This window comes from Diaphorobacter ruginosibacter (assembly GCF_040396215.1).
Taxonomy (GTDB): Bacteria; Pseudomonadota; Gammaproteobacteria; order Burkholderiales; family Burkholderiaceae_C; genus Diaphorobacter_A; species Diaphorobacter_A ruginosibacter_A.
This window is the reverse complement of record NZ_JBEBOW010000032.1, coordinates 18,299-27,750: the sequence shown is the minus strand read 5'-3', so window position 1 is coordinate 27,750 and position 9,452 is coordinate 18,299. Positions and strand designations below refer to the sequence as shown.

Here is a 9,452-nt window from a genome sequence, read left to right as displayed (position 1 = left end):
GTTCTCAGGCACCCTGCTTGTCGGCCTCCGACGTGAATGCGTCGGCAAAGAACTCGTCGGCGGGCAGGCCGCACTGCGCGGAGTATTCCGCGCGGGCGGAATCGACGACGATGGGCGCGCCGCAGGCATAGACCTGGTGGCCTGAGAGGTCGGCGAAGTCCTGCATGACCGCCTTGTGCACGAAGCCCGTGCGGCCGCTCCAGCCGTCTTCGTCCTCGGCGTTGGAGAGGACGGGGACGTATCGCAGGTTCGGCATTTGCGCAACGCGTTCGCGCACCCATGCGTCCATGTACAGGTCGGCGGGCCGGCGGCCGCCCCAGTACAGCGCGGCTTCGCGCTGGATGCCCTTGTGCTGGATGTGCTCGATCAGCGCCTTCACGGGCGCGAAGCCCGTGCCGGATGCGAGCAGGATGATGGGTTTGTCGGAGTCTTCACGCAGGAAGAAGCTGCCGAAGGGGCCTTCCACGCGCAGGATTTCCTTTTCCTTCATCGCGCCGAAAACATGGTCGGTGAACCTGCCGCCGGGCATGTGCCGGATGTGCAGCTCCACGCCTGGCGCCTGCTCCTGAACGTGCGGCGCGGTCGCCATGGAATAGGCGCGGCGGGCGCCGTCGCGCATGATGAATTCAATGTACTGTCCGGCGTGGTACCTGAACTGGTCGGCTGCGGGAAGCTGCAGCTTCACCTGCATCACGTCGTGCGACAGGCGCTGGAGCGCGGCGACGCGCACCGGCAGCTTCTTGACCGGGAAGGCGCTTTCATCCGTTACCTGGCGCGATTCAAGCACCACGTCGGTCAGCGCGCGGGCGCTGCAGGTCAGCACGTAGCCCGCTTCTTCCTCGGTTTCCGAGAGCGCCTTGTCGGAGTGCTCCTTGTGCACCACCGAGCCGCTGAGTTTCCGGCATTTGCAGGATCCGCAGGAGCCGTCCTTGCAGGAATAGGGCAGGCCCACGCCGTTGCGGATGGCGGCATGGAGGATGGTTTCATCGCCCTGGGCGGTGAACGCGCGGCCGCTGGGTTGAACACTGATGTTGAAGGTGGCGGCGCTAGCCTGCTCGCTCGTCATGGTGAGGGTATCCTTGGCGTTCTTGTCTTCGTTCGTTCAATCAGCACGGGGAGCCGGGCGCATGATGCGCAACTGCCGTCAGGCGGGCTGGCTGACCCCGGGAAAGCTCCGATTTTGCCCTCAAACCAAAGTCCCCTGGGTGCGTTGCCGGCACGGTTTCGCAGAATGCGCGTATTGATCATCGGTTGTGGCGATGTCGGCATGCGCGTTGCACGGCAATTGAGAGCGGCTGCGCGCGAGGGTTCCGGCGCGGGCCGCATGAAGGTCTCGCTCGCCGCGTTGACGACGTCCGCCGACCGGCCCGCGCAGCTGCGCGCGCTTGGCGTGCGCCCGCTGCTGGGCGACCTGGATGATGCGGTCACTTTGCGCCGTCTTGCCGGTGTGTTTCAGCGCGTGCTGTATCTCGCGCCGCCGCCGGGCGAAGGCGAGACGGGACCGTGCTGGTGGCGCGACAGGCGCAGCGAGAATTTCGTGCGCGCGCTGCGGCTGCGCGCGCTGCCCGATGCCCTGGTGTACGCATCCACCACCGGCGTGTATGGACATTGCGCGGGGGCGCTGGTGAGCGAAAGCCGGCCGGCCGCGCCCGCCACGCCGCGCGCCCACAGGCGTGCGAATGCGGAACTGGCCATGCGTCACCTGGGGCGCGTGGGCGCGCGGGTGAGCATTCTGCGCGTGCCGGGAATCTACGGGATCGACCGGCCGAACGGCACGCCCGTGGCGCGCCTGCAGCGCGGCACGCCGGTGCTGGCGCGCGAGGATGACGTGTACACCAATCACATCCAGGCGGATGATCTTGCGCGCGCCTGCCTGGCCGCCCTGTGGCGCGGCAGGCCGCAGCGCATCTACAACGTGAGCGACCGCACCGACATGAGGATGGGCGACTATTTCGACCTGGCCGCCGATCTGCTGGGCATGCCGCGCCCGCCGAGGGTTGCGCGCGATGCCGCCAAAGAGCAATTGCCCGTGTCGCTGCTGAGCTTCATGAGCGAGTCGCGCCGCCTGGATACGGCGCGCATGCACAAGGAACTGAGGCTGCGGCTGCGCTATCCAACGGTGGCCGAGGGGTTGAGCGGCCTGCGCGAGCAGCTCTTCTGTCCGCCCGTCTGATATTTCAGGAGTCAGCGCGGGTAGATATTTCCCGCTGCATCGGTGCAGCGGAAAACGTTGCAGTGGGTGAACACTGGCGGCTTGGGGGTGGGCGTTGGCCGCACGGGAGGGCGGATCACCACTGGCGGCTGCACCACATAGGGATAGGGCGCGTTGCCGCTGGCGGCGTTGAGGTTGCGCTCGCGCTGCGCCTGCACCCATTGATCGGGAGTCAGGCAGGCCTGCTCGGCCCTGCGCTGGGCCGCGTCCAGGCGAGTGGCTTCGTCGTACATCCCCCGGCCCAGGGTATCCTGCACGCCCTGCAGATCGTGGCGTGCCTGGGCGCATTCCTGTGAGTTGGCGGGGTCCTGCCGCTCGGCTTGCAGGCGCTCCTGCTCGCGCAGCCGCCGCCCTTCGTTTTGCTGGCGCCGTTCGGCGCTTTGCTGGATGCGTTCGCGGCTGAGCTCCCGTGCCTGGGCGGCCCGCTCGCGTTCTTCGAGGATATCTTGCGGCGATCTGCGCGCCTCGATTTCGTCGGCCCGTGTGCCGCTGGCGCATTTGCCGTCGGTGTAGGTCACCCTGCCGGATACCGGGTCCGTGCAGCGGATGACCTGCGCGTGCGCCGGCGTGGAGCCGACAGCCGACAGCAGGCCGGCGAGGGCCAGCCCGTACAGCCTTGGCGGGATAAGGGCGTATCGAATGGCGTGGTCGGCGGGCATGGCGCGGCGGCTTTCTGCGGCGGATGAGTCCGGTCGGACCGCCGCTGGCATGGGCTCAATTGCCCTGGCTGTTGCCTGTTCCCCAGGGGTTCTGCTTCTTGCGCTGCTCTTCCTCGCGCTGCTGGCGCTGGCGCTCGAAGATCGCGGCGCGTTCACGGTTCACGCGCGGGTCGGGGCTGTTGAGCTGGCGGCTTTCCTGCTGGCGCAGGATGCGTTCGCTGCGATTGAAGTCGCGGTCGGCCTGCGGGTTGTTCGATGGCAATGGGCGCACGGGATCGCGCCGGCCCGCCGCCGCGCGGTTGGCTTCGTCGCGGCGGCGATTGGCGTCGCGGCGCTCCTGGTCGCGGCGGCGCTCCCAGTCACTGCGGCGCGAAGTGTCGCGCGCGTACCAGTCATCGCGGCTGCGGATGTAGATGGCGCCCGAGATGCCGGGATTGTTGGGATAGTAGCCGCCGTCGTAGTAGTAGCCAGGGCCCTGCCATGCCGGATAGCTGGTGTAGGTCGCGTAGCTGCCGTAGCCATAGCCGCCCTGGTAGTAAGGGTCGTCGATGGCCACGCAGCCGGATGCCAGTGCCGCGAGCGCTCCCGCGGCCATTATTTTGTAGAGCATTGAATGATTCATGTCTTTTCTCCCCGGTGCGGAACGTGTGCTTGCTGGCGCAATGCGCCGCGGACGATCCATGGTGATGGCGCCAAGAGATGGATTTCGGCGCCGTGATGGTTGTTAGACGTTCCTGGCCTCATTTTCGTTGACTTTTCGTACTTGTCGTTGTCAGTCTTTGCCATTTCTTCACAATAGCATCCCCGTGCGAAATGCTCAGGCCGAGTGAAAGACCGCGGGCGCATTTGCCAGATATCGGGCCAGATGCTCGACGGCCAGCCGGACTTTCGCGGGCTGCCTGCCGCGCTGGGGCGTGACCGCCCAGATGGGCAACCCGCCGGGCCGCCCGAAGGACCAGGCGGGCAGTATGCGCACGAGGTTCCCGGCAAGAATCGGCTCCTGCACGTCCATGCTGCCCAGCAGCGCAATGCCCAGTCCGGCCTCGCACATCTGCATCAGCGCGGACTGGTTGTTGCTGGAAATGCGCGGGATGATGGGCAGCACGTGTTCATCCAGCACGGACCGGCCGTCGCGCATCGATGGAATCCGTACCTGAAGGCCCTGCGCCTCCAGCGATGATGGAAGCCCCAGCCAGCTTGCCGCCTGCAATGCCTGCAATGAGTCCGGAGCGCCATGCTCGGCCAGCCAGCGCGGCGCGGCGCAGGGCCACCACTGCATGGCGCCCAGGCGCCGCGCGACCCATTGCGAATCGGGCAGATTGCCGTAGCGGATGGCCAGATCGATGCGCGCGGAGGTCAGATCGATCTGCGCATCGTCCACCAGCAACTGCAGGCGAAGCCGTGGGTGTCTTGCCAGCAGCGGCCCCAGTGCCGGCGCGACATGCCGGGCAAATCCCACGGTGGAGGACATGCGCAGTTCGCCGCCCGGCTCCTGCAATTCGGCCTGCAGTTCCGCGCGCGCATTCGCGGCGGCTTCCACCATGCGGGCGCACTCCGCATGGAAGCGTTGCCCCACGTCGGTCAACGTCAATTGCCGGGTGGTGCGGTGCATCAGCGTGACGCCGCCCGCGCGTTCGAGCTGGCGAATCTGCTGGCTTACCGCGGAGGGTGTCATACCCATGGCGCGGGCGGCCGCGCTCATCGATCCTTCGCGTACCACCGCTGCGAAAACCGCCATGCGTTTGAAGTCATCCATTGCTCGATTGTGAAGTCTTGCTTCAAGGTGAAGGTTGAATTTGCTGGATTATCGTTTCATTGATAAGCGCGTAAGCTTGCAGCCTGAACTGACCGAAAGGAAACGGATATGAAAGTCGCATTGATTGGTGCAACGGGTTTTGTGGGATCGGCGCTGCTGGATGAGTTGCTGCACCGCGGGCATGAGGTGACGGCGCTGGCCCGCCATCCCGAAAAGATCCCCGCGCGCGATCATCTTGCCGTGGTGGCCGCCGATGTGCTGAATGCGCAGGATGTGAAAAATGCCGTCGCCGGCGCGGATGCGGTCGTCAGCGCCTACAACGCGGGCTGGAGCAATCCGCGCATCTACGATGACTTCATGCGGGGATCGCGCGCGATCGTCGAGGGAGTCAAGGCGGCGGGCGTCAGGCGATACCTCGTTGTCGGCGGAGCCGGGAGTCTTTACATCGATGGCCGGCAACTGGTTGATTCGCCGGACTTTCCTGCCGCCATCAAACCCGGAGCCACGGCGGCGCGCGACATGCTGACGGAGCTGCGCGAGGAATCGTCGCTCGACTGGACCTTGCTCAGCCCGCCGATCGCGCTGCATCTTGGCGATCATGGCGAGCGCACCGGCCGGTACCGCAGCGGCAAGGATGAGCCGCTGATGCAGCCCGATGGCAAGCCCGGCACGATTTCCGCTGCCGACCTGTCGGTGGCGCTGGTGGATGCGCTGGAGCAGGGCGCGCATATCAAAGAGCGGTTCACCGTGGCGTATTGACGCGGATTGAGCGACCGGCGAGCAGGGCCATCTCCGCCATGCGCCGCCGTGGATGGGAGCCTGCGAGCACAATCGGTGGATTGTGCACTGCAGCATCCGCTGCGAGCCGGCGGGTCCTGCCGGTCGTTTCAAGTCATGTCCTCTTCCGATTCCATTTCCATTGCCTCCGCTCCCGCCTGCGCCTCTGTTTCCGGGAGGGGTTCGGCTCCGCGCTCCAATCAGCAGGCCTGGCTCAGCGTGATCGCGCTGGCCCTGGCCGCATTCGTCTTCAATACCACCGAGTTCGTGCCCGTCGGCTTGCTGAGCGATATCGGCGCGAGCTTCGACATGCGCACCGAGCAGGTCGGGCTGATGCTCACGATCTATGCCTGGATCGTGGCTCTGGCCTCGCTGCCCTGCATGCTGATGACCAGTCGCATGGAGCGCCGCAGGCTGCTCATGGGCGTGTTCGTGCTGTTCATCGCCAGCCACGTGCTGTCGGCGCTGGCATGGAGCTTCTTCACGCTGATGCTCAGCCGTGTCGGCATTGCGCTGTCGCATGCCGTGTTCTGGTCGATCACCGCCGCGCTGGCGGTCCGGGTGGCCCCGGCGGGCAAGAAGGCGCCTGCCTTGAGCCTGCTGGCAACGGGCACGACGCTGGCGATGGTGCTCGGGATTCCGCTGGGCCGCGTGGTGGGCGAGGCGCTGGGCTGGCGCACCACGTTCGGGGTGATCGGCGCGGTGGCCCTGGCGGTGATGCTGGTCCTGTGGCGCCTGCTGCCCAGGCTCCCCAGCGAGAACGCGGGTTCGGTCCGCAGCGTTCCCGTGCTGTTGAGGCGTCCCGCGCTGCTGGCGACCTATGCGCTGCTGATCGTGATGGTGACAGCCCAGTTCACGGTCTACAGCTACATCGAGCCGCTGGTCCAGCGCGTGGCGGGGCTTGACGCACAGGTCACCACATGGGCGCTATTGCTGTATGGCGGAATGGGTGTGGTGGGCAGCCTGTGCTTCAGCGCGTTCGGCCTGCGCTGGCCGCGCGCCTTCCTGCTGGCGGCCCTGGCCGCGCTGACTGGCTGCCTGTGGGCATTCCTGCCGGGCGCGGGCTGGCTGCCGACGCTGTATCTGGTCTGCGCCGTCTGGGGCGTGGCGATGTTGTGCATGGCTCTGGCGCTCCAGGCGAAAGTGCTGCGGCTGACATCGGATGCCACGGACGTCGGCATGTCCCTGTTCTCGGGGCTGTTCAATGTGGGCATTGGCGCGGGTGCGCTGCTGGGCAGCCAGGTCGGCACGCATGCCGGTCTCGAGCACCTGGGTGCGGTGGGTGGAAGCCTTGCGCTGCTGGGGCTGGCGTGGTGCGCGTTCGCCACCTGGAAATGGGGCTTGAGCTTTTCGCCCGCTCCGGCGCATGGGTGATGGAAGAGGGCAGGAGCAGCCGCCTGCCGCTCCTTGCGCTCAGACGACTTTTTTGTCCTTGAGACGCGCGATGGCCGCATCGTCCAGGCCCATTTCGCGCAGTACTTCCTCTGTGTGCTGGCCGAGCGCCGGCGGTGCGTTGCGGTAGGCGACGGGCGTGGCCGACATGCGGATGGGGTTGGCCACGCCGGGAATGCTTGCCACATGGTCGGGGGCGGCCGCGCCGCCCCAGCGTGGAAGCTCGATGCGCAGGCCGCGCGCCTTCACCTGGGGATCTTCGAATGCATCGGCGATGGTGTTGATCGGGCCGCAAGGCACGGCCTTGTCCTCGAACAGCGCGACCCATTCGCTGGTGGCGCGTGTCCGCATGACGGGAGCCATCAGAGCCAGGAGCGCGGCACGGTTTTCCACGCGGCCAGCGTTGGTGGCGAACCGCTCGTCGGCCGACCATTCGGGATGCCCCACCGCCGCGCAGAACCGCGCGAACTGCCCGTCGTTGCCGATGGCCAGCAGCACGTTCCCGTCCGCTGATGGGAAGTCCTGGTAGGGCGCCAGGCTGGGGTGCAGGTTGCCCGCGCGCCCCGGCGCCGTACCGCTAGCCAGATAGCCCGATGCCTGGTTGCACAGGACCGCCATGGCGACGTCGAGCAGCGCCATGTCGATATGCTGGCCCAGGCCGGTCGCATTGCGGGCATGCAGCGCGGCCTGCACGGCGTTTGCGGCGTAGAGCCCGGTGAACACATCGACCACGGCGACACCGACCTTGAGCGGGCCGCCGCCCGGCTCGCCGTCGGCATGGCCGGTGATGCTCATGAGGCCGCTCATGGCCTGCACCATGAGGTCGTAGCCCGCGCGTTCCGCGTAGGGGCCGGTCTGGCCGAAGCCGGTCACCGAGCAATAGATGAGGCGTGGATTGAGCTTGCCGAGGCTTTCGTAATCGAGCCCGTATTGCCTGAGGCCGCCCACCTTGAAGTTCTCCACCAGCACGTCGGCTTCGGCGGCCATCTGCCGGATGAGCTGCTGGCCCTCGGGCGTCGCCATGTCGATGGTGACCGAGCGCTTGTTGCGGTTGCAGCAGGTGTAATAGCTGGCCTGCCGCGTGAGCTCGCCGTCGTCGTCGCGCAGGAACGGCGGCCCCCAGTGGCGGGTGTCGTCGCCTGCGGCGGGGCGTTCCACCTTGACGACGTCCGCGCCCAGGTCGGCCAGCATCTGGGTGCACCAGGGCCCGGCCAGCACGCGGGAGAGATCGAGAACCTTGATGCCTGAAAGAGGAGCGCTCGTGGTCATGGTGTCGGCGTGGATTCGTGCGGGTGGCGTCCCGGTTCAGTTGGCGAATGCGGCGAGGCCCGTTTGCGCCCTGCCGAGAATCAGCGCATGCACATCGTGAGTGCCTTCGTAGGTGTTCACCACTTCGAGGTTCACCAGATGGCGCGCCACGCCGAATTCGTCGCTGATGCCGTTGCCGCCCATCATGTCGCGGGCCAGGCGTGCGATGTCCAGCGCCTTGCCGCAGTTGTTGCGCTTGATGATGGAGGTGGCCTCGACGGACGCGATGCCCTCGTCCTTCATGCGGCCAAAGCGCAGCGCCGCCTGCAGGCCCAGGACGATTTCCGTCTGCATGTCGGCCAGCTTCTTTTGGATGAGCTGATTGGCAGCGAGCGGGCGGCCGAACTGCTTGCGGTCCATGGTGTATTGGCGCGCTGTGTGCCAGCAGAATTCCGCCGCGCCCATCGCGCCCCATGCGATGCCGTAGCGCGCGCTGTTCAGACAGGTGAACGGGCCTTTGAGGCCCTGCACTTCGGGGAACGCGTTTTCTTCTGGGACGAACACATCGTCCATCACGATTTCCCCCGTGATCGAGGCGCGCAGGCCCACCTTGCCGTGGATGGCCGGGGCGCTCAAGCCTTTCATTCCCTTCTCCAGCACGAAGCCGCGAATCGGGCCCACGGCGCCGCCTTCGCTCACTTCCTTGGCCCAGACGACGAACACGTCGGCGATCGGGCTGTTGGTGATCCACATCTTGTTGCCCTTGAGCCTGTAGCCGCCGTCCACCTTGTAGGCGCGGGTGGACATGCTGCCCGGGTCAGAGCCGTGATCGGGCTCGGTCAGGCCGAAGCAGCCGATGTATTCGCCGCTGGCGAGCTTGGGCAGGTACTTCTGCTTTTGCGCCTCGGTGCCGAATTCATGGATCGGCACCATCACCAGCGAACTCTGCACGCTGGCCATGGAGCGGTAGCCGGAATCGACGCGCTCGACCTCGCGGGCGATCAGGCCGTAGGCCACATAGTTCAGGCCGGGGCCACCGTACTGCTCGGGAATCGTGGGGCCGAGCAGGCCGAGCTCGCCCATCTCGCGGAAGATGGATGCATCGGTCTTTTCGTGGCGGAACTGCTCCAGCACGCGCGGCGCGAGCCTGTCCTGGCAGTAGGCGGCGGCGGCGTCGCGGATGGCGCGTTCGTCCTCGGTCAGTTGCTGTTCGATCAGGAAAGGGTCATCCCATTGGAAGCGTGCGTGGGCCATGGTGTGTCTCCGTTGAAGAAAGGACGGTTGAACGATGAATTCAAACCATGAATGCATGCATTGCATGACTTGAGCGATGGGCGAATGTTATTGCGTGAAAGGAGGATGCTGCAAACGATTTGATTTCATCCAGAAATGCAAAATACTCATACAT

Annotated in this window: 9 protein-coding genes; 3 read left to right on the top strand and 6 right to left on the bottom strand. The window is 66.2% G+C overall.

From position 1 onward, the window contains the following. Window positions 1-4: 4 nt before the first annotated feature. Window positions 5-1,066, bottom strand: a complete 1,062-nt coding sequence (locus tag ABWP92_RS06325; RefSeq protein WP_353234517.1) for a CDP-6-deoxy-delta-3,4-glucoseen reductase — start codon at window positions 1,064-1,066, stop codon at window positions 5-7. A gap of 114 nt (window positions 1,067-1,180) precedes the next feature. Between ABWP92_RS06325 and ABWP92_RS06320 the strand changes: the two genes are divergently transcribed. Next, on the top strand, window positions 1,181-2,173 hold the full coding sequence (locus tag ABWP92_RS06320) for an NAD-dependent epimerase/dehydratase family protein (protein ID WP_353234516.1): 993 nt from the start codon (window positions 1,181-1,183) through the stop codon (window positions 2,171-2,173). Window positions 2,174-2,184: 11 nt separating this feature from the next. Here the strand turns inward: ABWP92_RS06320 and ABWP92_RS06315 are convergent, their stop codons facing one another. From ABWP92_RS06315 to ABWP92_RS06305, 3 genes are all read right to left on the bottom strand, one after another. Then, complete coding sequence (locus ABWP92_RS06315; RefSeq protein ID WP_353234515.1) at window positions 2,185-2,871, bottom strand: DUF4124 domain-containing protein; 687 nt, start codon at window positions 2,869-2,871, stop codon at window positions 2,185-2,187. 55 nt (window positions 2,872-2,926) lie between these two features. After that, window positions 2,927-3,481, bottom strand: coding sequence for a hypothetical protein (locus ABWP92_RS06310; RefSeq protein WP_353234514.1), 555 nt, complete (start codon window positions 3,479-3,481; stop codon window positions 2,927-2,929). A gap of 207 nt (window positions 3,482-3,688) precedes the next feature. Next, on the bottom strand, window positions 3,689-4,627 hold the full coding sequence (locus ABWP92_RS06305; protein ID WP_353234513.1) for a LysR family transcriptional regulator: 939 nt from the start codon (window positions 4,625-4,627) through the stop codon (window positions 3,689-3,691). 108 nt (window positions 4,628-4,735) lie between these two features. On the opposite strand from ABWP92_RS06305, the gene ABWP92_RS06300 reads away from it, so the two are divergent. Both ABWP92_RS06300 and ABWP92_RS06295 read left to right on the top strand, forming a co-directional pair. Beyond that, window positions 4,736-5,386, top strand: coding sequence for an NAD(P)-dependent oxidoreductase (locus ABWP92_RS06300; RefSeq protein WP_353234512.1), 651 nt, complete (start codon window positions 4,736-4,738; stop codon window positions 5,384-5,386). Window positions 5,387-5,521: 135 nt separating this feature from the next. Next, window positions 5,522-6,778, top strand: coding sequence for a sugar transporter (locus ABWP92_RS06295; protein WP_353234511.1), 1,257 nt, complete (start codon window positions 5,522-5,524; stop codon window positions 6,776-6,778). Window positions 6,779-6,817: 39 nt separating this feature from the next. On the opposite strand, the gene ABWP92_RS06290 is transcribed toward ABWP92_RS06295, so the two are convergent. Continuing rightward, the gene (locus ABWP92_RS06290; protein ID WP_353234510.1) at window positions 6,818-8,065 is read right to left on the bottom strand and encodes a CaiB/BaiF CoA transferase family protein; all 1,248 of its coding nucleotides are present in this window, start codon (window positions 8,063-8,065) and stop codon (window positions 6,818-6,820) included. A 36-nt stretch (window positions 8,066-8,101) separates the two neighbouring features. After that, window positions 8,102-9,298: an acyl-CoA dehydrogenase gene (locus ABWP92_RS06285; protein ID WP_353234509.1), complete on the bottom strand. Its 1,197-nt coding sequence runs from the start codon at window positions 9,296-9,298 to the stop codon at window positions 8,102-8,104. Window positions 9,299-9,452 lie beyond the last annotated feature (154 nt).

Excerpts from the sequence above, each read along its gene's own strand:
- ABWP92_RS06305 (WP_353234513.1), bottom strand. The coding sequence starts at position 4,627 with ATGGATGACTTCAAACGCATGGCGGTTTTCGCAGCGGTGGTACGCGAA.
- ABWP92_RS06285 (WP_353234509.1), bottom strand. The coding sequence starts at position 9,298 with ATGGCCCACGCACGCTTCCAATGGGATGACCCTTTCCTGATCGAACAG.
- ABWP92_RS06290 (WP_353234510.1), bottom strand. The coding sequence starts at position 8,065 with ATGACCACGAGCGCTCCTCTTTCAGGCATCAAGGTTCTCGATCTCTCC.
- ABWP92_RS06300 (WP_353234512.1), top strand. The coding sequence starts at position 4,736 with ATGAAAGTCGCATTGATTGGTGCAACGGGTTTTGTGGGATCGGCGCTG.
- ABWP92_RS06325 (WP_353234517.1), bottom strand. The coding sequence starts at position 1,066 with ATGACGAGCGAGCAGGCTAGCGCCGCCACCTTCAACATCAGTGTTCAA.
- ABWP92_RS06315 (WP_353234515.1), bottom strand. The coding sequence starts at position 2,871 with ATGCCCGCCGACCACGCCATTCGATACGCCCTTATCCCGCCAAGGCTG.
- ABWP92_RS06310 (WP_353234514.1), bottom strand. The coding sequence starts at position 3,481 with ATGCTCTACAAAATAATGGCCGCGGGAGCGCTCGCGGCACTGGCATCC.
- ABWP92_RS06295 (WP_353234511.1), top strand. The coding sequence starts at position 5,522 with ATGTCCTCTTCCGATTCCATTTCCATTGCCTCCGCTCCCGCCTGCGCC.